Raw genomic sequence first — 17,101 nt, 5'->3', positions numbered from 1 at the left:
GTAAGGGACGATTCGGCTCTTCAGTTTTGGCTCTGGAGGCGAATAATGGATTTGATAACGGTCTCTCTGCCTTCATCGCGCATACGCTCAAGCTGGAGCTTGGTGAGAAGCCTGAGAAGAACATTCGGTTTCATGTCCATCTCTTTTGCGAGATTCAGGATCTGGATGTAGGTGTCCGCGTCGTAGCGCGGTCGCATGTCGTATTCATGACCACCAGGGAGAATCCCTATCGCATCCTTAATCAGCTCTTTGTTCACCCTTATCTCCTCGTGCTTTTGCTTAGGGTCAGCAGGGACAAGCGATTGCTCACGCTGCTTTAGGTTCTTCTTCGCGAGACTGTTTGTTGTCGCGAATTATTTCCGATTTCAGCCAATCGGCTTCAAACGCCCCCCCGGATTCTTCTGCCAACTTCGAGGCATAGTCCGTTTCGCCCGTATATTCGGTGCGAGGGAGCATTCCTCTATCCACCCACTTGTACACAGCGCGAACACTAACTCCGCATGCTTTAGCAGCGGCTGGCACCTTTCCGGGAATTTGATCTATTGCCTTTTTCAGAACATTCATCCTGGTCACCAAACTGAACTTTCAGTACATCTTAGAACATGAACTGACTATTCCGCAACCATTAGCGAAAATGAAACAATGGTTCATAAAGAAAAGCGCGAAAGATTGCAGGCCTTCTCGGAGAGGCTAAGAACAGCTCTAAACTCTGCTGGCATAAAACAGCATGGGGCGGGAGCTATGCTCCATCGCCTCACCGGAGTTACTCCTAAAGCAGCAAGCAAATGGATTAACGGCGAGTCTTACCCTGGAAAAGAAAGTTTGGAGCTAATAGCGGATCGCTTGAGCGTCCGGGCTGAATGGCTGGAATATGGCGTTCCGCCCATGAAAACAAACGGCAACGTTCAATCAGCTCATAGTTATAGGTCCAGAAAAAGAGCCCCGGTTATATCGTGGGTTCAGGCCGGCTCGTGGACAGAGGCGAATGATTATTTGCAGCCCGGGGACGGCGACTCTTGGGAGGACATACCAGATAATGCAAACTCTGATTGTTTCTGGCTAAGAGTTGTTGGAGATAGTATGACAAGTCAGGCAGGTATCAGCGTTCCTGAAGGTTTTCTTATTCTGGTTGACCCCCACGGACATGCAGACAACGGCAGACTTGTTGTAGCTAAGCTTATTGACAGCGATGAGGTGACCTTCAAGAAGCTTGTGATAGATGGAGGGAAAAAATACCTAAAGCCCCTCAATCCCGCTTACCCTGTAATAGAGATCACCTCCGATTGCAGGGTAGTTGGCGTAGTCATTGAGGCTAAGCAGAAATTTCCATAGATGGATAAAGTAAGTTCGCTCAGGAGATGGCCAATATGAAATCAATGATTCCAGCAAAAACGACGTTTTCATTCATACTCGCATCCATAATATCCGCCACCGCTATCGCTAAAGGCGGAGGTGGGCAGGATTGCGCCGGCATTGCAAACGATGCTAAGCGTCTTGGCTGCTACGACCTGGCGGCTGGCAAAGCCGTTAAAACCACCGGAGCGCCGGGAAACTGGCAACTTACAGAAGAGAAAAATCCGCTAGACGACACTAAGACACTTGTATTAAGCCTAGTTGCAGAGTCGGGCAGTAATCGCAGAGGTCAGAAGCCGGTTTTATTCATTAGATGCCGGAGCAATAAAACAGAAATGTGGATTAGTTGGGAAGACTTTCTTGGCAGTGACAACCCAAAGGTGACAACCCGAATTGGTGGCTCTGAAGCTAAAACCCGCGCATGGGATGTCTCGTCAACCAAAACTTCAAGCTTTTACCCTCGAAGCCCTGTTTTGGCACTGCAGCGCATAATGAAAGCTGACCAGTTTGTAGCACAAGTTACCCCATACAACGAAAATCCTATCACAGCTATATTCCAAATCTCAGGTCTTGATTCAGCGATAAAACCGCTACGAAAAAACTGCAATTGGTAGCTAACCTCCCCGCGTGACCTCTCAGCCCGCCCTTAAGCGGGCTTTTTTGTGCCCGAAAAAAAATATGTACTTTTGGTACTTGACGATATTGTACCGCTGGTTCATTATTGGTTCATGTTAACGAGCTTTAGAGGCAACCATGACCAACTCAACCTGCAAGACCCATTCACCCAGCGCCCTCCGCTTCCAGGTTGGCCGCAACGAGATTGTGGGGGTGGTGCTGTGAGCGATACCAAGTGCAACTGCTTCAGCGAATACCTGGAAAAGGTCAAAGAAAAGGTTTCGCCTCAGATTCCAGAAGGCGCCGACGAAGTTAGCTTTGTGTGGCAAAACCGAATCTTCCTGGTCTCTGGCGCGGACTACTCGCCGGTAAATCCGAGGGTCGAAGTTGAGTACCGAAAGCCGAAGAAAGGCGGCGGCTTCGCCAAAGGAATGACGCGCGACACCATAAGCATTATGGCCAACTACTGCGCGTTTTGCGGCCGCAAATACGAGAAAGAGGGGGATAAATCATGAACCCCCTCACCTACCAATTCCACCGTGCCCAGGCACGGCTAAAGAGCAATACCCTGCGAGCGTTGGTTAGGGGGCAGTCTGTAGTCGCCCCCTCTTTTTCTCCCGCGCTGACAGGGCTTGAGCCGGAAACGCCAGAAGATCGGCTTCACGAATGGAGAGTTAAGCAGGCTGCCGTCAACACGCTGCGCCTTCGAGACGAAAGGATCTCCGCTACTCGCCGCAAGGTCATGCGCCGGATTGCAGAAAACCGAATTGGGTACGGGAGGAATGCAGCGTGATGGGCTACGAACGACTGAAGAAGCTGATCGACCGGGCACTGAACTCGTGCAGCCAGATTGCAGAGCATAAGCAATGGTCATGGTCTCAGAAAGTCACGGTTGAGGTTGTCGAGGGCGTCCCCCGGTACTTTGTTGGCCATGTAGAGGTCACCGCCAGTGCCGCCGCCCACGAGCTGGACAACACGCCGGAGCCGGTCAGGAGTGTGGCATGAAGGCCCTGATGTTTGCGGCTTTGCTGGCCGCCTCAGCAGGCGCTAACGCGGATGGCCTCTACGCCTATGCCGGAGCATGGAGTGAGCACTTCTCGTCCGATCAGTTCGAGGAAACGCACAACCTGACAGCGCTGGAATACCGCTCTTACATGGCCGGTTATTTCCGGAACAGCTACGGAGAGGATTCGGTGTTCGCGGCTAAGCGCTGGTCTTGGGATTACGGCAACTGGCAGGCGGGTGTTGCGGTTGGTGCGGTCTACGGATACCGGTCGTGCATCAAGGGCTGGGATGACCAATCACGACGGATATGCCCGATGGTCGCCCCGTCTCTGGTCTACACCGAATACGCCGTTCAGCCATCGCTGCTGGTGATGGGCAAGGCTTTGGTCTTCACCGTCCGCACCGATCTGGACGCCATTTTTGGAGCGCTGCAATGAGCACCCACACCCACAGCAGCCAGTTGTTTCGGTCTCAGGCCGCGCAACTGCCCCAGCACAAGATGCATCTGCTTGGAAGGCTGGTTGTCACGATGTACTTGGCAGCCCGCTACAAGCGAGCACAGGCCCACAGCGCCCTGATCGCTAGGGCATTGGAACACATGGATCAGCAGATTTGGCTGGCTGCGCATGAAGGAGAAATGGCATGAGCGACATAGGCGAAAAGCTTCAGCAGCAGGCTGAGCAATCAATTCTTGACCTGATTACTAAAGGGCACTGGATACAGGCTGATTACGGCAATCGAGTCAAGTTGCCGCAAGACTTCATGGAGTCAGTCTGGCAGTGCGTAGATCAGGAAAGCATTAAGACCGAACTGGCCAAGCGCCTAGAAACGGAGCTTGCAGACCGGATCGTCAATCACATTGCGGCAGAGCTGGCAACCGACATCAAGCAAATCCTTTCCGTCAAGGAGCGCCGAGAAGCAGTAAGAGCGCTGGCCAGAAAGCACATGAGCGAAATTATGTCGGCTGGAGAGCAATCATGACCCCCAAACAAGAAATCCTGGCCATCACTGAGTTGGCCATCGACATCACCGACCTGAACACCGGCACCCGGGTGCATATAACCCCGGTCGGGTCTGGCGAGATAACCGTCACGGTCTTCGATGCGCAGAGCGAGATTGAGTGGAACGAAACCCTGCTCGACCAAAGAAACACCGAGGCCTACCTGCCCAAGCTGCGCTTCCTGCGGCACAGGCTGGCGCAAATGCACAAAGAGGCGCTGGCGCAGCGCATGGAGAGTGGGGCGTGAGTGATACAAAATTTACTCCGGGGCCTTGGTCTGTCCACAACACCGGTGACGTTTTTACGCCCTTGGGGGCCGTAAACGCATCAGGATTGGACGCCCCTTCAGATGATGGGTGGCACATTGCTGACTGCGATATGGGCGGGCTCTTCTTGGAAGAGGTTAGAGCCAACGCCCACCTGATAGCCGCAGCGCCGAGGCTTTATAAGGCGCTGGAAAATGCTGCGAGGGTTCTTTCCTATGTGGCTGAAGAATATCCGGGCCATGCAAAAGATTTACGCGAAGCAAATGCCGCTCTCGCTGAAGCCAGAGGTGAATCATGACCCCTTCAAACATGGCCCACCAACGGGCACAGGACGACGCGGCAGAGATTGAATTCCGGGCCGAGGAACTGGAGCAGGAGGCGCGGGAGAAGCTGCTGGGCCTGCTGCCGGTGCGGTACGTCGAGAAGGTCGGCATAGGCGTTGTCGCCAACAGCAAGACCAGCTGGGACGTTATGGAAGCCGCCTACGACCTCGGGGAAAACGAAATCGAGCTGGCCTTTTCTCTGCTGGACAAGGACGACCTGGAAGCCGTGCGGATCTTAAAGGAAGTACGAGCTAAGGCCGTCGAGGACGTGCTGGGCCGGATCGACTTTGAACAGATTGTGACATTGAGCCGAGAACAGGCACAGAGGGAGAGAGCAGCGTGAATAAGGCAATTGCAAACATTCAGGAGAAGGCCGTCGAGGCTTGGTTTGAGCAGAACCAATGGGCGGCTGTTAGGGGTATTGATGAGCCGACGTGGAATGCTCTGTGTAGCACGATCTACCCAGGCTCAAAGCCTGAGTCAGTGTTGATGGCCGTCGATTACTGCAAAGCCCGAAAGCTGGACATTATGTTGAAGCCAGTTTACCTGGTACCGATGCAGGTTAAGGATGCGCAGAGCGGTCAGAAAAATTGGCGTGATGTTCCTATGCCAGGCATTGGCATGTATCGCATCCAAGCCAGCCGCTCCGGCGATGAGGCTGGGCACGACGAGCCCGAGTTTGGTTCGCCGGTCACTGCAGAATTCGACGGCACCGACTGGCAAGACAACCCCATCAAAGTGAAAGTCACTTATCCCGAGTGGTGCAAATACACCGTCTACAAAGTCGTTGGCGGCAATCGGGTTCCTTACACCGCCAAAGAATTCTGGCTGGAAAACTACGCTACGCAGTCGGCCAAAGTTAATGCCCCCAATGCCATGTGGAAGAAACGCCCTTACGCGCAACTGGCCAAGTGTGCCGAGGCCCAGGCTCTGCGCAAGGGGTGGCCTGAAATTGGTCAGCAGCCCACCGCCGAGGAAATGGAAGGCAAACATTTTGAGCAGGATATGGGCGTTGCACAGCGAGCTCCGGAGCGGGAAGTAGCGCCAGAACTGCCGACCCTGACTGACATAGAGTGGGATGACGGTTTTCCGAAGCTAAGGGATGCCATTCAGGCAGGCCGCAAAACTGCTGAGAAAATCATCTCCACCATGTCCAGCAAGTACGCATTGACCGACAAGCAGAAGCAAGCGCTGCGTGATGTACAGCCAGCCGAAGAAGGAGAAACCGCATGATTATTTTGGATATGGCTCAAGGTAGCGATCAGTGGTTGGCCGCTCGCAGGATGCATGACACCGCGTCCGAGGCCAGCGTCATGATGGCGTGCAGCAAGAACGCGAGTCGCAACGAGTTGCTGCACATGAAGACAACCGGCACCGACCGGGAGTTCGGCGATTGGTTCCAGAAAAACATCCTGGATAAGGGGCATGAAGTTGAGGCCCAGGCCCGACCAATCGCGGAGGAGATAGTTGGCGAAGACCTGTTCCCGGTTACCGCTACCGACGATGACGGCTGGCTCCTCGCAAGCTTCGACGGCATCACGATGCTTGAGGATGTCATCTGGGAGTGCAAGCAGTGGAACGAGGAAAAGGCCGGAGACGTTCGTGATGGCCGTGTGCCGGAGTGCGATAAGTGGCAAGTCGCTCAGCAGCTTCGCGTGAGTGGTGCCGAGAAGTGCCTGTATATGGTCACGGATGGCACCAAAGAGGGCACCGTATACCTCTGGGTTTTGCCGAAGAAAGAGGATGACCGCTTGCTGGTCGCTGGGTGGAAGCAATTCGACGAAGACCGAAAGAACTACGAGCACGTCGAGTATGCGCCGAAGCCCGAAGGAAAAGCCCCTGACGCCCTGCCCGCTCTGCGCATTGAGCTAACGGGCATGGTCAAGGCCAGCAACCTTCAGGAGTTCCGCGATACCGCCCTCGCCGCAATCAACAAGGTAAGCACTGACCTACAGACAGACGAAGACTTCGCCAGTGCCGAAAAAGGCGTCAAGTGGTGCAAGGATGTGGAAACTCGTCTGTCCGCAGCCAAGGATCACGCACTTAGTCAGACCCAGACCATTGACGAGCTATTCAAAACCATCGACTCGATAAGCGCCGAGGCGCGTCAGAAGCGGCTGGACCTGGAAAAGTTGGTGAAGTCTCGAAAGGAGGCGATTCGCTCGGAGATTCTGCAGAAGTCGAAAGGTGCCCTTGATAACTGCATTGGCGACCTGGCGGCATCGGTCAAACAATGCATGCCACCAATTCATGCGGATTTCTCCGGGGTCATGAAAGGCAAGAAAACCATCAAGAGCCTTCAGTCCGCCTGCGACGACGAGTTGGCCCGCGCCAAGATAGAAGTCCATGAAACCGCTAACCGAATTCAGGGCAACTTACGCCAGATTGACGAGCATGCTGCCGACTACCGATTCCTGTTCAACGACCTCTCTCAGATCGCCAACAAGCCTGCCGACGACTTCGCTGCCATCGTGAAGATGCGCATTGCCGAGCACAAAGAGGCAGAAGAAAAACGCCTTGAGGCTGAGCGCGAGAAGATCCGGCAGGAGGAAGCGTTCAGGGCGGATCAGGAAGCGCTGAAGGCTAAACAGGAAGAGCAGGAGCAGCGACAAGCAGATCAAGCTGAAACGGCCAAGATTGAGCAGTCTAGCCGCGAGCACCATGGAGAAGACAAGAAGCCAGCGCAGCAAAAAGCGCCCCAGTTGAACCCGACTGAAACGGTGACTCTCAGCGTCAAGGAATACGAGCAGCTTGTTCAAAACAGCAAGATGTATCTGGCTCTGGCCGCTGCTGGCGTCGACAACTGGGAAGGCTACGACATAGCCATGGAAATTATGCGGGAGGCCGCATGAAACCCCGCTTCATTCTGACCGAAGAACACGTCTTCCTCATGCGCGCAGTAAGGGCCCAGGGCGGCAACCTCGGACAAGCCGCCAAGGAGATCGGCATTACCCGGGACACCCTGTCAAAAGCGGTCCTGGACTCGCCGTACCGGGACGAGATCTACCAGATGTACCCGAAGATGGTTCAAGGCCGGCAGACGGGAGGCAAGCCTAAGCGGGATTGCGAAATGCAGCATATCACCCTGGAAGAACTGCAGGCCGAACCGCCAGTGGTGGATACCAGCCTGCTGACTGTTCGGGCGGCGATTATTAGTTGGAGGAAGGCGGCATGAACAAACTGAAATTGCCGGTCAAGTTCGATGAGGATTTCGACATCGTAGATGCTGAAGGTTTCCCGCTTTTGTTCGGCGCAGACATGATCGATCACCATCCTGAGATTGGCCAAGAAATCATGAAGCGCGTTAACAGTCACGGCCCTCTTGTGGAATGCCTGCGGCAAATCCAAAGCGACATATCTGAAACAGGCAATATGCGTGATGAGACCTACCACTTCATGCATATGACTATCCGTGAACTAGAACAGAGCTAGCACGCGACTAGATATGCCGGAGGAACCACCAATGAACGCACACGACAAAGACAAATTCGCCAAGGCGTTTGCCAACGTAGACGCCACCAGCGAGCCCGAGGAAATCCGCCGAATCATTGACCGGGACTTGGATGCCGAACTTCTGCAGAGCAAGTCCGGCAAGTGGTACACGATCAAAGACGGCGAGTTTAAGCCGGTGGAGGGCTGAGTGAAGGCCCTGCCCCCGCCAAGAAAGGCGGCCATCATGTCGGACCTGCAGCGCAGGTTGGTACTCAAGATCCGTTGTCAGGCGCGCAGCTTAGAAGCTCTGGCCGAGGCTCTTGATACCACCACCGTAACAGTCTGGACCTGGGCGAAATGGGGTCCGTCGTCCATGTCCGACCTGTCAGCCGCTGACTATCAATGGTTGCAGGATCGCCGCCAGGAGTACAACCAGGCGCAGGCCGAGCTAACCGCCCGCTATACGTGGCCCAAGCTGTCCGAAAAGCACAGCGTCAGCCAGCAACTGCTTAGCCGGTGGTATGGCGACCTACTGCGCAAGCCGAACCGAAGGGCAGCATGACCACCGAACAGCAAGCCACTGCCGCGCTGCAGGATCTGGAACAGGTCAAGCGCATAGAAGACCTGCAACTGGACTCCATGCGAAAGCTGGAGAAAGTCAAAGACGTTATCCGCCAACTGGTGCGGGAGATTAAGGGAGAGGGGCAATGACCGATTCAATTCGCGACGTCATCTGTGACGTTCGCCATTCAGCTGACGTTGATAACTACACGAACTATCAGCGCAAATTTTTGTGGGCCGTCGCAGAAAGACTTGAAGCCGCCGGCTCCGCATCCCCCTGCGAGCCGGCGGACGAGGCGATTCTAGTTGCCAGAAAGTGGCTCTCAATGACAGAGACCGAAGGCGGACATCTGCACTATGACGACATTACAAAAATGGCCCAAGCCCTTACCTACACCCAACCACCCAGCGGGGTACCGGAGTGGATGCAGGCAATCTCAGAAAACCTTCACACCCAGGACAACCGGATCACAGCAGATCCTCTTTTCGTGGTCTTCCAAAAAACTCTCATAGTTGTTGCTGAGGGTTACGATCACGACCGGATTGTGTGGGTTGACGACGAAGGGCATGAGGCAGACGAGGTAACAGAGAGTCAACTGAACGCATTGCGTTCAGACATATATGGCACTTGCTTCATGGAGGATGAAATAGAGTTGGGCGCCGATGAGCGTGAAGAATGGCGGCGGTTTGCCATAAAGGAAGTGGATCAGTTCGTTACTGCTTGTTTCACCGAGGACGGAGCTGAAGCCTACTTAAAAATCAACGGGCACAATCTGAATCGCCCGTTCATCTACGTCACCTCGCTGTTCCGCAACGAGGAGATGAAGGAACTCAGGAATTGGTTGCTCTCCACCAACGCCACCCCACCCCGGCCTGCAGATGGCTGGATCAGTGAGGTCAAAGCAGAGCGCCAGCGTCAGGATCAGAAGTGGGGAGGCCCATCTCACGACGACCAACACCGACCCGAAACCTTTGCTCAGTTGATTGAGGACTACTCTGGCTGGGCTCGCGTCATGGCTGGAATGGGCAGTCTGGACAAGTATCGGCGGCGAATGATTCAAGTGGCCGCGTTGGCTGGCGCTGCCGTTGAAGCTACGGATCGAGCGCTACAGCGCGCGGCCAACCCACCCGAACAGGGAGGTGAGTGATGCGGATTTCCGAGAAGCGCAAAGCTGGGGAAATTTTACGCCGTGGCGGTATTTCCTCTCGAATAATAGAGCTGGCCCGAGATATCAGCGAAGGCACTTACAAAGGGGCGATAGAAAAAGCTGGGCAGATCCGGGAGCTAGTGGACGCTGCCAGCTTTGACGATTACTGGACCGAAAAGGCCGCCATAGGCATCAGGCGCGAGCAAGGCATTCTAGCCTCAATCGTATCCGGTGAAATAAGCAGAGAATCGGCTTTAAGCCAAAGCGATCCTCGCAAACGTGTAGCGAGTAACGAGGTCTCCGCCAATGACTGACTACACCGAAGTTCAGAATTACCTGGAGCTAGCAAAGGATTCCAGTGATAGCTGGATCAAGGATCGCGCATTGGGTCGAGCGTCTGAGGAAATCACCGCCCTGCGCCAGCAGCTATCCGACGCAAAAGACGGCGAGAGAATGCTGTGGGGCTTCCTGGAGGACAAACGTCAGGAGCTTGAACAGGTGGAGATTCGGGCGTTTGCGCTGAACGAATGTCTGGCTGAGATGGTGAATGAGATGGACTCCGGAGACGAGCCCGGAGCGGGATTACCGTGGCACACCAGAGCCAAACAGGCGCTTTCCAGTATTGGCCGGGCAATCATCCTGCGAAAGCAGGCCGAGGCGGTGGATTCTGTGGCCGATAGGACAGTGCGCCCGATAACAGTAAGCGAACTGCGCAGAGTTGCCGACCTGTTACGTGAACAAGCCGGAGAGCTTGAAAATCCGGAGGGCGAATAATGCGAAAGAATATAGAGCGGTTCAACGCCAAATACGCGGGAAGCTACCTTGGTGATAGCTGGGTGGTAAGGGCCAGCGACTATGAGGATCTTGAGAAGCAGCTAGAACAGGCCGAGGCGCGGGTGGCTGAGTTGGAGAGAGACGCACCCAAATATGAAAAGATTACTTTTGGAAAAGACTGCCCTATCGGCAAGGTACAGGTTGAGCATATAGGGACGTCTGGCGCACTCGCTCATAGCAAATACGGGTGGAACCCTGGGTCATCAGCATTCATTGAGATTTACGTGGACGGCATTCGATACAGGGTTGACGTTGGTTCAAAGGATAAAGGGAAAGGCCCGGTGCGCGGACTGCACATTTGCGGACCCATAGGTATGGAAGTGGACTGCTACGCAATAAACGCCTGCTCCATTTCAGCAGGAGAGAAAACCGAGCAGCGCCTCAGACAGCAAGCCGACGAAGCCGAGAAGGCAGGAGGGAGTGATGCCTAAAGCTGAAATTACAGGCTACGTAGTGAGCCACAAGTGGGACGACGGTAGCGAAAACGAAATCAAGGTGTTAGCAGGCGGCTTCTCTGATGACGGCCCTTGGGTGTGGGTCAAATCTGATGGAGACGATTCGTTTTTCTTCCGGCCTGAATCCTGGCCATTGATCCGCGACAAGGTAGACGATCTATTCAAGCAGATGGCCGAAGCCGAACAGGCAGGCGGCACCCAATGAGCGACCCACTGTTCTGGATAATCGCGTGGGCCATATGCAGTCTTGCCCTGCTGGGGCTGGGCTGGTTGTCCGGTAAGCGGAAAGGGAGGTGAGTGTGAGCAATAAAACGACGGCTAGGCCGTGGGGCTTTAGAGAATCGGACGGCAAATACATCAGCAATGAGCCTTTTACGCTAGGTTCCGACGAACATGGAACAACGTCTAGCTCAATATTAGGTGCAGATGGGAAAGTTGTTTGCATCGTCCCGGAGGCCCACAACGGACAGTGGGCTGATGGAGAGCGGGTTTGCAACATCGAACACATCGTCAAGTGCGTGAACGCTCACGATGAGTTGGTGGAGGCTTTGCGGGAGGTGGTGCATTACAGCCAGAAGTGCGTTCTAAGCAAAGACGATCTGTGCATAGATGATGCGCTGGAACTGCTGGCCAAGCTGGACACGGAGGCCAAATGAACCAAACTGGGCTCCTTCTACGAGGCGACCATCAACGTGTTGATAGGCTTCGGCATCGGTCTGGCCTCTCAGTGTCTGGTATTTCCGCTGGTCGGCATAGAGGTGTCGCTGGCAACCAACTTGGAGGTGGCGGCCTACTTCACCGCCATCAGCATTATTCGCAGCTACGTGATCCGGCGCTGGTTCAATCAGCGCCTGCATAGGGCGGCACAACGGATGGCGGGGAGAGTGTGATGCCAGATGATCTTGAAAGCAGACTGAACTCTCGTATTGAGCGGTCCCAAAAGGCGCGCGGCGTTCTGCGCAACCCTGTTGCTGCCGCAGACATGATTATTGAGGCCCGCCAGATCATCGCCGACCTGGTGGAGTACGCCGAACGTAATGACCCAGGCAATCCGCACATCGGAAAGGCCAAGGGGTTATTGAGTGGGGGTGATCGGTGAAACAGTTAGTAAATATCCTTGGGCCCATCGCATTGGGGGTGAGCCTGGCCCTGCTTTTAACCTACGGGCTGGCCTCAATCGGGGAACCTCAGTCCGCGTGGCTCTGGTGCAACATTCTCGAAACCTGCCCAGGAGGCAGCCAATGAAATACCGCCCAAGCAATGGCACTGAAGGTGTGAGCACTATTGATCTGTTTGAGAATGGGGGTGGCGATAGATGAAAGCGGAGCCTGGCAAAGCATACGTGTATCAGCCATATGGTGTGGCGCATGGCGACAAGATTTTCGGGGTGTCCGGGCCTGATTCTCTAGGCTTCGAGGATGGCGGCCTGAAGGGGCTTACCCTGAAAGATGCCACCGAAATAAAAAGGTTCTGTAACGAGAATCCAGAGTTTGCTGCGAGCTTTGTTCGCCAGCTAAGGCGGCGCATGGAAATGCCATACGAGATTTCAAGCTGCGGATGTGAGTTTGAAAGTGTGCTCTCCAATGCGGTGAGTCTTTGCGATAAGTGCAGCGATGAGCATTTTTCGGATAGCGAGGGGAGCGGGAAGGCATGAACCAAATCGACTATTGCCAATGCGGCGGAAGCAAGGTGGTTTTCGTGACCACGATTGACGGCGCGACCAACGCTATATTGCCGGGAACCTCGCAGCATCTACCGCGCGACGTTGTTAATCGGATCGAATGCGCATGCTCTCATTGCGGGCTGCTTTATAGCCTGCACAGTTTGATGAGCCCGGTTGAGTTTTACGAGTGAGGCGAGATGCTATGAGCGAAACAGCAGACATGATTGCCAGAAAGGTAATGCGCGTACGCGACAACGTGCTCAGTCAGTGCCTAACCAACGCGCTTGGGCCGGATTGGGATTTTGAGTCGCTGAAAGGCCGGATCACCTGGCGGGTAGATAGGTTGTGGGGCAAAGATCAGACTACCTATTGGCTCGACGGTAAGGTTTTGGTGACGTTCACAATCCCTGACCAGCCCATGCCGGTATACGACAGCACGGAATTCAAGATGCAGTACGAGACGCCGCATTGGGAGGCAGCATGAGCGATCAATTTTTAAGGATCCCCGCGGTCATGAAGAAGGTTGCATTACGCAAGACCGCGATTTATGACAAAATCAACGCCGGCGATTTTCCGCCACCGATCAAGCTGGGGAATGTGTCGGTATGGCTTGAGTCTGAAGTTGACGAGTGGATCCAGGCCAAGGTGGCAGAGTATAGGGAGGCGGGGTGATGAGCGAGATTCCAGAAAATGCGAAAAATTTCAGGGTTCGAGGCTTTCAGGGGTGGCGATTCCTAGATCGCTACGACCATTCATTTAGCATCCAAAAAAGCAGTCTAGCCACAGAAGATTGCATCTGGTTCGGGCTGGATGACGCGAATCCTTTAGTGCTGCACGGTGACGCAAAAAGGTTGGGGATCAACACCGATGCTACTTGCGGTTGGATTCCATATCCGATCCCAGATGAAGTGAATATCAACACTCGAATGCATTTATCTCGGGAGCAGGTTGCGGAACTGATACCAGTGCTTCAGCACTTTGTTGATACTGGCGATTTACCAAGTGACGATCATCCCAAGCAATGAAAAAAGCGGGTATCAAAGCGGGTATTAACGGCTTTATCCGGTGCATCACAGTAAACAGATCAAGAGGTTAAGGCCGTTATGCTGCTTATGATCGATAACTACGATTCCTTCACCTACAACATCGTGCAGTATCTGGCGGAGCTGGGCGCCGACGTTCAGGTGTACCGCAACGACGAAATCACCGTGGAGCAGATCGAGGCGCTGAAGCCTGAGCGGCTGGTGGTCTCCCCGGGGCCGTGCACCCCCAACGAGGCCGGTGTGTCCATGGCGGCGATTCGCCACTTTGCCGGCAAACTGCCGATCCTGGGCATCTGTCTGGGCCACCAGGCCATCGGCCAGGTTTACGGCGGCGACGTCATCCGTGCCGGCCGGGTCATGCACGGCAAGGTGTCGCCAGTCTTCCACCAGGACACCGGTGTGTTTCGGGGCCTGAACAACCCCTTGCAGGCCACCCGTTACCACAGCCTGGTGATCGACCAGAACACCCTGCCGGACTGCCTGGAAGTGACCGCCTGGACCCGCAACGACGACGGTTCCATCGAGGAGATCATGGGCGTGCGACACAAGACCTTGCCCATCGAAGGCGTTCAGTTCCACCCGGAGTCCATCATGACCGAGCAGGGACACGAACTGCTGCGCAACTTCCTGAGACGCTGATTCAGCCAATGACTGATCAGCCAATGACAACGGAGAGCCCCAACACCATGGACATGAAAGAAGCTCTGAACCGGATTGCCTCCAACCTGGACCTGTCCCGGGACGAGATGAAACAGGTTATGCGCATCGTCATGAAGGGCGAGGCCACCGACTCGCAGATCGGGGCCTTCCTGATGGGCCTGCGACTCAAGAGCGAGACCATCGATGAAATCACCGGGGCCACCGAAGTCATGCGCGAGCTGGCCACCGGCGTCACCGTCAAGGCCGAACCCCTGATAGACATCGTCGGCACCGGCGGCGACGGCGCCAACCTGTTCAACGTGTCGTCGGCGGCCGCCTTCGTGGTCGCCGCCGCCGGCGGCTTTGTCGCCAAGCACGGCAACCGCGGCGTGTCGTCCAAGAGCGGCAGTGCCGACCTGATCGAAAAGGCCGGCATCAACCTCAACATGTCGCCGGAACAGGTGGCCCGATGCATTGAGCAGATCGGTGTTGGTTTCATGTTCGCCCCGGCCCATCATGGCGCCATGAAGCACGCCATTGGCCCGCGCAAGGAACTCGGTTGCCGCACCATCTTCAACATCCTCGGCCCGATGACCAACCCGGCCGGCGTTAAACGTCAGCTGCTCGGGGTATTTACCAAGGATCTGTGCCGGCCGATGGCAGAAGTACTGCAGCGCCTGGGCTCCGAGCACATCATGGTGGTGTGCTCCAAGGACGGGCTGGACGAAATCAGCCTGGCCAGCCCAACCCACGTGGCCGAACTAAAAGACGGTGAAATCACCGAATACGACATCACCCCGGAAGATCTGGGCATCAAGAGTGAATCCCTGGTCGGCCTGACCGTGGACAGCTCCGAGGACTCCCTGAAGCTGATCCGGGCCGCCTTTGGCCGTGGCCACGACGAAATGGCGGAAAAAGCCCGTGACCTGATCGCCCTGAACGCCGGCGCGGCGATTTACGTAGCCGGCCTGGCCGCCACCCCGAAAGATGGAGTAGAACTGGCCCTGGACGCCATCGGCTCCGGCCTGGCCGCCGGCAAGATGTCCGAACTGGCCGACTTTTCCCAGTGTTTCTGAGCGACAGCAACCATGACTGACCGACACAACGACCGCACCCCCACCATCCTGCGCAAGATTGTTGAGCGCAAATGGGAAGAAATCGCCGATCGCAAAGCGAAGGTCAGCATCGACGACCTTAAGGCCATGGCGGGCGACCAGGCGCCGACGCGAGGCTTTGCCAAGGCCTTGCGCAGCCGAATTGAAAGCCAGGCGCCGGCGGTAATCGCGGAGATCAAGAAGGCCTCTCCCAGCAAGGGCATTCTGCGGGACCCGTTCGAGCCGGAAGTGATCGCCGAAAGCTACGAGGAAGGCGGCGCAGCCTGCCTGTCCGTGCTCACTGACAGGGACTTTTTCCAGGGCCACGAAGATTACCTGGTCGCCGCCCGCAACGCCTGCAGCCTGCCGGTAATCCGCAAGGACTTCATGGTGGCGCCCTACCAGGTGTACGAAAGCCGGGCCATGGGCGCGGACTGCATCCTGCTGATCGCGGCCTGCCTGACCAGGGACCAGATGCAGGAGCTGGAAGGCATCGCCCACGAGATCGGCCTGGATGTGCTAGTGGAAGTGCACAACGGCGAAGAGCTCGACGACGCTCTGGCACTCAAGACCCCGCTGGTTGGCATCAACAACCGCAACCTGCACACCTTCGAGGTGTCTCTCGACACGACCTTTGACTTGCACGAACGCATTGGCAAGGATCGCCTGAGCATCACCGAAAGCGGCATCATGACTCGCGCCGATGTGCAGGCCATGACCGACCGGGGAATCTACGGCTTCCTGGTGGGTGAGTCGTTCATGCGCGCAGAAGATCCCGGCAAGAAACTGCAGGAATTGTTCTTCTAAGGGCGCTCACTCAAATGCCCGAACGGGGCGGCGGGTAGAGCCGACCAAAATCGTGCGGAGCCATGGGTAGAGCACGAAGGGCTTTACGGGCAAGCCATGGACGGCTTGCCCAGGACCTTAAGCGCGACGCAGGAGCAATAAGCGCTTAAGGGCGGAGCCGAGCGTACAGGGACGTATTCACAGCGTATTTTGGCCAGTCTTGCCTGAGAGCCTGTGCACGAAGCTACGCTTCAGGAGTCACTCCCCAGCACCCGCCAGCGCCTCCTGCAACAACGTCAGTAGGTGCGCCGGCATACCCTCTGCCAGCTTGAGCGCCGCCTCATGCCCCCGAGGCGACATCTTGCCCCAAGTCCGGCGCACGATTCTTAGCCATTTTTCCCGGTCGTAGTCCGATTTCTCTTCATAGAAATCGGCAAAGTAACGCTCCAGGAACACCATACAGGCTACATCTTCCAACAACTGGGTATCGGCATCCTGACGCAGCTCGCGCTTGGTCAGAATGGTTTCCACCTTGTCGCACTCGGCCGCCTCGTAACCACAATCCGCCATAATCTCGGCGGCCCGGCGCCCGTGCATGCGACCGCAGGCCTGGCGCCATTGATAGTACGCCTTGCGACCTTCCGGGTAGTCCGTGCGCGGAATGGTCCAGCGTTCGATGTGCTGGGCCCGGCAGGCAATCTGCATCCGCTCGGAAGGCTCCGATTCCAGCACGAACAACCAGCGGCTCATGTGCTGGCTATAGGCGTACTCCCGCGGCAACGACTCGCCATCGACGGTTTCCCGGTTTGGGTCGGCGCGGTTGGCGCCATCAATCTTGTCCAATGCACAGGTCAGTTGTGCCGAAGCGGTCATGTCGGTCTCCT

General features: G+C 55.7%; 37 protein-coding genes. 34 read left to right on the top strand and 3 right to left on the bottom strand.

All coding sequences use genetic code 11. The features are described from left to right. Positions 1-20: 20 nt before the first annotated feature. Positions 21-257 carry a hypothetical protein gene (locus tag FCS96_RS01930; protein WP_138438552.1) on the bottom strand — a complete coding sequence of 79 codons (237 nt, stop codon included), beginning with the start codon at positions 255-257 and terminating at the stop codon, positions 21-23. Between the two features lie 49 nt (positions 258-306). Next, entirely contained in the window at positions 307-564 is a 258-nt protein-coding gene (locus FCS96_RS01925; protein WP_138438551.1) for a helix-turn-helix domain-containing protein, read from the bottom strand. A gap of 78 nt (positions 565-642) precedes the next feature. Between FCS96_RS01925 and FCS96_RS01920 the strand changes: the two genes are divergently transcribed. From FCS96_RS01920 to trpC, 34 genes are all read left to right on the top strand, one after another. Further along, positions 643-1,332, top strand: coding sequence for a LexA family transcriptional regulator (locus FCS96_RS01920; RefSeq protein ID WP_138438550.1), 690 nt, complete (start codon positions 643-645; stop codon positions 1,330-1,332). 35 nt (positions 1,333-1,367) lie between these two features. Then, on the top strand, positions 1,368-1,967 hold the full coding sequence (locus tag FCS96_RS01915) for a type VI secretion system-associated protein TagO (protein ID WP_171040643.1): 600 nt from the start codon (positions 1,368-1,370) through the stop codon (positions 1,965-1,967). Between the two features lie 222 nt (positions 1,968-2,189). Next, positions 2,190-2,483 carry a hypothetical protein gene (locus FCS96_RS01910; RefSeq protein WP_138438548.1) on the top strand — a complete coding sequence of 98 codons (294 nt, stop codon included), beginning with the start codon at positions 2,190-2,192 and terminating at the stop codon, positions 2,481-2,483. After that, on the top strand, positions 2,480-2,761 hold the full coding sequence (locus FCS96_RS01905; protein WP_138438547.1) for a hypothetical protein: 282 nt from the start codon (positions 2,480-2,482) through the stop codon (positions 2,759-2,761). Before FCS96_RS01910 ends, FCS96_RS01905 begins: the two co-directional genes overlap by 4 nt. Continuing rightward, complete coding sequence (locus tag FCS96_RS01900; RefSeq protein ID WP_171040642.1) at positions 2,761-2,973, top strand: hypothetical protein; 213 nt, start codon at positions 2,761-2,763, stop codon at positions 2,971-2,973. The genes FCS96_RS01905 and FCS96_RS01900 overlap by 1 nt, the downstream gene beginning before the upstream one ends. Further along, positions 2,970-3,410 carry a hypothetical protein gene (locus FCS96_RS01895; protein WP_138438545.1) on the top strand — a complete coding sequence of 147 codons (441 nt, stop codon included), beginning with the start codon at positions 2,970-2,972 and terminating at the stop codon, positions 3,408-3,410. Before FCS96_RS01900 ends, FCS96_RS01895 begins: the two co-directional genes overlap by 4 nt. Further along, on the top strand, positions 3,407-3,619 hold the full coding sequence (locus FCS96_RS01890; RefSeq protein ID WP_138438544.1) for a hypothetical protein: 213 nt from the start codon (positions 3,407-3,409) through the stop codon (positions 3,617-3,619). Before FCS96_RS01895 ends, FCS96_RS01890 begins: the two co-directional genes overlap by 4 nt. Continuing rightward, entirely contained in the window at positions 3,616-3,954 is a 339-nt protein-coding gene (locus FCS96_RS01885; RefSeq protein WP_138438543.1) for a hypothetical protein, read from the top strand. Before FCS96_RS01890 ends, FCS96_RS01885 begins: the two co-directional genes overlap by 4 nt. Continuing rightward, entirely contained in the window at positions 3,951-4,220 is a 270-nt protein-coding gene (locus FCS96_RS01880) for a hypothetical protein (RefSeq protein WP_138438542.1), read from the top strand. Before FCS96_RS01885 ends, FCS96_RS01880 begins: the two co-directional genes overlap by 4 nt. Continuing rightward, the gene (locus FCS96_RS01875; protein ID WP_138438541.1) at positions 4,217-4,537 is read left to right on the top strand and encodes a hypothetical protein; all 321 of its coding nucleotides are present in this window, start codon (positions 4,217-4,219) and stop codon (positions 4,535-4,537) included. The genes FCS96_RS01880 and FCS96_RS01875 overlap by 4 nt, the downstream gene beginning before the upstream one ends. Next, on the top strand, positions 4,534-4,905 hold the full coding sequence (locus tag FCS96_RS01870; protein ID WP_138438540.1) for a hypothetical protein: 372 nt from the start codon (positions 4,534-4,536) through the stop codon (positions 4,903-4,905). The genes FCS96_RS01875 and FCS96_RS01870 overlap by 4 nt, the downstream gene beginning before the upstream one ends. Beyond that, positions 4,902-5,795: a phage recombination protein Bet gene (gene bet, locus FCS96_RS01865; RefSeq protein ID WP_212747031.1), complete on the top strand. Its 894-nt coding sequence runs from the start codon at positions 4,902-4,904 to the stop codon at positions 5,793-5,795. The genes FCS96_RS01870 and bet overlap by 4 nt, the downstream gene beginning before the upstream one ends. Then, entirely contained in the window at positions 5,792-7,414 is a 1,623-nt protein-coding gene (locus FCS96_RS01860) for a YqaJ viral recombinase family protein (protein WP_138438539.1), read from the top strand. Before bet ends, FCS96_RS01860 begins: the two co-directional genes overlap by 4 nt. Continuing rightward, positions 7,411-7,737, top strand: a complete 327-nt coding sequence (locus tag FCS96_RS01855; RefSeq protein WP_138438538.1) for a helix-turn-helix domain-containing protein — start codon at positions 7,411-7,413, stop codon at positions 7,735-7,737. The genes FCS96_RS01860 and FCS96_RS01855 overlap by 4 nt, the downstream gene beginning before the upstream one ends. After that, positions 7,734-7,994: a hypothetical protein gene (locus FCS96_RS01850; RefSeq protein WP_138438537.1), complete on the top strand. Its 261-nt coding sequence runs from the start codon at positions 7,734-7,736 to the stop codon at positions 7,992-7,994. Before FCS96_RS01855 ends, FCS96_RS01850 begins: the two co-directional genes overlap by 4 nt. A 31-nt stretch (positions 7,995-8,025) precedes the next feature. Then, positions 8,026-8,202 (top strand): hypothetical protein, encoded by a 177-nt coding sequence (locus FCS96_RS20010; protein WP_171040641.1) that lies wholly within the window; start codon positions 8,026-8,028, stop codon positions 8,200-8,202. Next, positions 8,203-8,556 (top strand): hypothetical protein, encoded by a 354-nt coding sequence (locus tag FCS96_RS01845; RefSeq protein ID WP_138438536.1) that lies wholly within the window; start codon positions 8,203-8,205, stop codon positions 8,554-8,556. Next, a complete protein-coding gene (locus FCS96_RS20005) occupies positions 8,553-8,705 on the top strand; it encodes a hypothetical protein (RefSeq protein ID WP_171040640.1) in 153 nt (50 codons plus the stop codon). The genes FCS96_RS01845 and FCS96_RS20005 overlap by 4 nt, the downstream gene beginning before the upstream one ends. Then, positions 8,702-9,703 carry a hypothetical protein gene (locus FCS96_RS01840; protein WP_138438535.1) on the top strand — a complete coding sequence of 334 codons (1,002 nt, stop codon included), beginning with the start codon at positions 8,702-8,704 and terminating at the stop codon, positions 9,701-9,703. The genes FCS96_RS20005 and FCS96_RS01840 overlap by 4 nt, the downstream gene beginning before the upstream one ends. Further along, on the top strand, positions 9,703-10,017 hold the full coding sequence (locus tag FCS96_RS01835; RefSeq protein ID WP_138438534.1) for a hypothetical protein: 315 nt from the start codon (positions 9,703-9,705) through the stop codon (positions 10,015-10,017). Before FCS96_RS01840 ends, FCS96_RS01835 begins: the two co-directional genes overlap by 1 nt. Continuing rightward, a complete protein-coding gene (locus FCS96_RS01830) occupies positions 10,010-10,477 on the top strand; it encodes a hypothetical protein (protein WP_138438533.1) in 468 nt (155 codons plus the stop codon). Before FCS96_RS01835 ends, FCS96_RS01830 begins: the two co-directional genes overlap by 8 nt. Then, complete coding sequence (locus FCS96_RS01825) at positions 10,477-10,968, top strand: hypothetical protein (protein WP_138438532.1); 492 nt, start codon at positions 10,477-10,479, stop codon at positions 10,966-10,968. Before FCS96_RS01830 ends, FCS96_RS01825 begins: the two co-directional genes overlap by 1 nt. Beyond that, positions 10,961-11,197 carry a hypothetical protein gene (locus FCS96_RS01820; RefSeq protein ID WP_138438531.1) on the top strand — a complete coding sequence of 79 codons (237 nt, stop codon included), beginning with the start codon at positions 10,961-10,963 and terminating at the stop codon, positions 11,195-11,197. Before FCS96_RS01825 ends, FCS96_RS01820 begins: the two co-directional genes overlap by 8 nt. A 94-nt stretch (positions 11,198-11,291) precedes the next feature. Next, on the top strand, positions 11,292-11,648 hold the full coding sequence (locus tag FCS96_RS01815; RefSeq protein ID WP_138438530.1) for a hypothetical protein: 357 nt from the start codon (positions 11,292-11,294) through the stop codon (positions 11,646-11,648). Positions 11,649-11,654: 6 nt separating this feature from the next. Then, positions 11,655-11,882 (top strand): DUF7220 family protein, encoded by a 228-nt coding sequence (locus FCS96_RS01810; protein WP_138438529.1) that lies wholly within the window; start codon positions 11,655-11,657, stop codon positions 11,880-11,882. Beyond that, positions 11,882-12,091 (top strand): hypothetical protein, encoded by a 210-nt coding sequence (locus tag FCS96_RS01805; RefSeq protein ID WP_138438528.1) that lies wholly within the window; start codon positions 11,882-11,884, stop codon positions 12,089-12,091. Before FCS96_RS01810 ends, FCS96_RS01805 begins: the two co-directional genes overlap by 1 nt. A 216-nt stretch (positions 12,092-12,307) precedes the next feature. After that, positions 12,308-12,646, top strand: coding sequence for a hypothetical protein (locus FCS96_RS01800; RefSeq protein ID WP_138438527.1), 339 nt, complete (start codon positions 12,308-12,310; stop codon positions 12,644-12,646). After that, the gene (locus FCS96_RS01795; RefSeq protein ID WP_138438526.1) at positions 12,643-12,846 is read left to right on the top strand and encodes a hypothetical protein; all 204 of its coding nucleotides are present in this window, start codon (positions 12,643-12,645) and stop codon (positions 12,844-12,846) included. Before FCS96_RS01800 ends, FCS96_RS01795 begins: the two co-directional genes overlap by 4 nt. Positions 12,847-12,857: 11 nt before the next feature. Then, positions 12,858-13,139: a hypothetical protein gene (locus tag FCS96_RS01790; RefSeq protein WP_138438525.1), complete on the top strand. Its 282-nt coding sequence runs from the start codon at positions 12,858-12,860 to the stop codon at positions 13,137-13,139. Next, a complete protein-coding gene (locus tag FCS96_RS01785; RefSeq protein WP_138438524.1) occupies positions 13,136-13,327 on the top strand; it encodes a helix-turn-helix transcriptional regulator in 192 nt (63 codons plus the stop codon). Before FCS96_RS01790 ends, FCS96_RS01785 begins: the two co-directional genes overlap by 4 nt. Continuing rightward, positions 13,327-13,680 carry a hypothetical protein gene (locus FCS96_RS01780; protein ID WP_212747029.1) on the top strand — a complete coding sequence of 118 codons (354 nt, stop codon included), beginning with the start codon at positions 13,327-13,329 and terminating at the stop codon, positions 13,678-13,680. The genes FCS96_RS01785 and FCS96_RS01780 overlap by 1 nt, the downstream gene beginning before the upstream one ends. 78 nt (positions 13,681-13,758) lie before the next feature. Continuing rightward, positions 13,759-14,337: an aminodeoxychorismate/anthranilate synthase component II gene (locus FCS96_RS01775; RefSeq protein ID WP_138438523.1), complete on the top strand. Its 579-nt coding sequence runs from the start codon at positions 13,759-13,761 to the stop codon at positions 14,335-14,337. Positions 14,338-14,384: 47 nt separating this feature from the next. Then, positions 14,385-15,413 carry an anthranilate phosphoribosyltransferase gene (gene trpD / locus FCS96_RS01770; protein ID WP_138439608.1) on the top strand — a complete coding sequence of 343 codons (1,029 nt, stop codon included), beginning with the start codon at positions 14,385-14,387 and terminating at the stop codon, positions 15,411-15,413. A gap of 12 nt (positions 15,414-15,425) precedes the next feature. After that, on the top strand, positions 15,426-16,238 hold the full coding sequence (trpC, locus tag FCS96_RS01765) for an indole-3-glycerol phosphate synthase TrpC (protein WP_138438522.1): 813 nt from the start codon (positions 15,426-15,428) through the stop codon (positions 16,236-16,238). A gap of 237 nt (positions 16,239-16,475) precedes the next feature. Here trpC and FCS96_RS01760 read toward each other — a convergent pair whose 3' ends face one another. Continuing rightward, positions 16,476-17,090 (bottom strand): DUF4202 domain-containing protein, encoded by a 615-nt coding sequence (locus tag FCS96_RS01760; protein WP_138438521.1) that lies wholly within the window; start codon positions 17,088-17,090, stop codon positions 16,476-16,478. Between the last annotated feature and the right edge of the window lie 11 nt (positions 17,091-17,101).

The sequence above is a fragment of the Marinobacter alexandrii genome (assembly GCF_005871205.1).
GTDB lineage: Bacteria > Pseudomonadota > Gammaproteobacteria > Pseudomonadales > Oleiphilaceae > Marinobacter > Marinobacter alexandrii.
The sequence above is the reverse complement of the archived record's forward strand: the minus strand, read 5'-3'. Positions and strand labels throughout refer to the sequence as shown.

Coding starts and splice junctions, on each gene's coding strand:
- FCS96_RS01925 (WP_138438551.1), bottom strand. CDS start 564: ATGAATGTTCTGAAAAAGGCAATAGATCAAATTCCCGGAAAGGTGCCA.
- FCS96_RS01920 (WP_138438550.1), top strand. CDS start 643: ATGGTTCATAAAGAAAAGCGCGAAAGATTGCAGGCCTTCTCGGAGAGG.
- FCS96_RS01915 (WP_171040643.1), top strand. CDS start 1,368: ATGAAATCAATGATTCCAGCAAAAACGACGTTTTCATTCATACTCGCA.
- FCS96_RS01905 (WP_138438547.1), top strand. CDS start 2,480: ATGAACCCCCTCACCTACCAATTCCACCGTGCCCAGGCACGGCTAAAG.
- FCS96_RS01900 (WP_171040642.1), top strand. CDS start 2,761: ATGGGCTACGAACGACTGAAGAAGCTGATCGACCGGGCACTGAACTCG.
- FCS96_RS01895 (WP_138438545.1), top strand. CDS start 2,970: ATGAAGGCCCTGATGTTTGCGGCTTTGCTGGCCGCCTCAGCAGGCGCT.
- FCS96_RS01890 (WP_138438544.1), top strand. CDS start 3,407: ATGAGCACCCACACCCACAGCAGCCAGTTGTTTCGGTCTCAGGCCGCG.
- FCS96_RS01885 (WP_138438543.1), top strand. CDS start 3,616: ATGAGCGACATAGGCGAAAAGCTTCAGCAGCAGGCTGAGCAATCAATT.
- FCS96_RS01880 (WP_138438542.1), top strand. CDS start 3,951: ATGACCCCCAAACAAGAAATCCTGGCCATCACTGAGTTGGCCATCGAC.
- FCS96_RS01870 (WP_138438540.1), top strand. CDS start 4,534: ATGACCCCTTCAAACATGGCCCACCAACGGGCACAGGACGACGCGGCA.
- FCS96_RS01860 (WP_138438539.1), top strand. CDS start 5,792: ATGATTATTTTGGATATGGCTCAAGGTAGCGATCAGTGGTTGGCCGCT.
- FCS96_RS01855 (WP_138438538.1), top strand. CDS start 7,411: ATGAAACCCCGCTTCATTCTGACCGAAGAACACGTCTTCCTCATGCGC.
- FCS96_RS01850 (WP_138438537.1), top strand. CDS start 7,734: ATGAACAAACTGAAATTGCCGGTCAAGTTCGATGAGGATTTCGACATC.
- FCS96_RS20010 (WP_171040641.1), top strand. CDS start 8,026: ATGAACGCACACGACAAAGACAAATTCGCCAAGGCGTTTGCCAACGTA.
- FCS96_RS20005 (WP_171040640.1), top strand. CDS start 8,553: ATGACCACCGAACAGCAAGCCACTGCCGCGCTGCAGGATCTGGAACAG.
- FCS96_RS01840 (WP_138438535.1), top strand. CDS start 8,702: ATGACCGATTCAATTCGCGACGTCATCTGTGACGTTCGCCATTCAGCT.
- FCS96_RS01835 (WP_138438534.1), top strand. CDS start 9,703: ATGCGGATTTCCGAGAAGCGCAAAGCTGGGGAAATTTTACGCCGTGGC.
- FCS96_RS01830 (WP_138438533.1), top strand. CDS start 10,010: ATGACTGACTACACCGAAGTTCAGAATTACCTGGAGCTAGCAAAGGAT.
- FCS96_RS01825 (WP_138438532.1), top strand. CDS start 10,477: ATGCGAAAGAATATAGAGCGGTTCAACGCCAAATACGCGGGAAGCTAC.
- FCS96_RS01820 (WP_138438531.1), top strand. CDS start 10,961: ATGCCTAAAGCTGAAATTACAGGCTACGTAGTGAGCCACAAGTGGGAC.
- FCS96_RS01805 (WP_138438528.1), top strand. CDS start 11,882: ATGCCAGATGATCTTGAAAGCAGACTGAACTCTCGTATTGAGCGGTCC.
- FCS96_RS01800 (WP_138438527.1), top strand. CDS start 12,308: ATGAAAGCGGAGCCTGGCAAAGCATACGTGTATCAGCCATATGGTGTG.
- FCS96_RS01795 (WP_138438526.1), top strand. CDS start 12,643: ATGAACCAAATCGACTATTGCCAATGCGGCGGAAGCAAGGTGGTTTTC.
- FCS96_RS01790 (WP_138438525.1), top strand. CDS start 12,858: ATGAGCGAAACAGCAGACATGATTGCCAGAAAGGTAATGCGCGTACGC.
- FCS96_RS01785 (WP_138438524.1), top strand. CDS start 13,136: ATGAGCGATCAATTTTTAAGGATCCCCGCGGTCATGAAGAAGGTTGCA.
- FCS96_RS01780 (WP_212747029.1), top strand. CDS start 13,327: ATGAGCGAGATTCCAGAAAATGCGAAAAATTTCAGGGTTCGAGGCTTT.
- FCS96_RS01775 (WP_138438523.1), top strand. CDS start 13,759: ATGCTGCTTATGATCGATAACTACGATTCCTTCACCTACAACATCGTG.
- trpD (WP_138439608.1), top strand. CDS start 14,385: ATGGACATGAAAGAAGCTCTGAACCGGATTGCCTCCAACCTGGACCTG.
- trpC (WP_138438522.1), top strand. CDS start 15,426: ATGACTGACCGACACAACGACCGCACCCCCACCATCCTGCGCAAGATT.
- FCS96_RS01760 (WP_138438521.1), bottom strand. CDS start 17,090: ATGACCGCTTCGGCACAACTGACCTGTGCATTGGACAAGATTGATGGC.